This is a genomic window from Alistipes sp. DJF_B185 (assembly GCF_964250025.1).
In the GTDB taxonomy this organism is placed as follows: Bacteria; Bacteroidota; Bacteroidia; order Bacteroidales; family Rikenellaceae; genus Alistipes; species Alistipes finegoldii.
Genome location: NZ_CAXUDY010000106.1, coordinates 1 through 538, shown reverse-complemented (window position 1 = coordinate 538; position 538 = coordinate 1). Strand labels below are relative to the sequence as shown.

1 protein-coding gene is annotated in these 538 nt (G+C 45.9%); it reads left to right on the top strand.

All coding sequences use genetic code 11. The annotated features are described in order from the left end of the window. On the top strand, window positions 1-426 hold a 426-nt coding region (locus ACESTR_RS16455; protein ID WP_373179473.1), incomplete at its 5' end, for a hypothetical protein. Window positions 427-538: the final 112 nt, after the last annotated feature.

The window sequence follows — 538 nt, the reverse complement described above, 5'->3', positions numbered from 1 at the left end:
GCTGATGTTCCACCTCGGATTTATACATTGGGCATGATGAAACGGCAGGAGAATAAGCAACGGTTTTATCTCTGGGATTACCTCTGGTGGGTCGGAGAGCGGTTGCACGAATACCACCTTCGCATCACAGGAGAGAGTATGCTGTTTATGTATTTCAATTTTTTGTTGTATGTTCCGGTCATGTCGTTGCTTGCGTTTGCGAGGGTTTACCATACGTTTCAGCAATGTATGTGGGGTGTCTATTTAGTCCTTGCACTGGTGTATGTGATATGGGGTGAAAAGCTTTACGGAGTCCGCAGGCGCAAAGCCGTCATGAGCCACTATGCTGATAGAAGATTCAAGCCTGCAACAGGTTTTCTCCTTTTCTTCCTGCCAGTAATGTTTTTTGTGGCTATGATTATCACAATCGTTTCATTGATGAAATAAATAACGGCATGAAGAATAACGGCAGACAACGGTTCTATCTCTGGGACTACCTCTGGTGGATGGGGGAGAAATGGAAGCAGGCAAGACGAACAGGCAGGGTCGATGGCGAAAT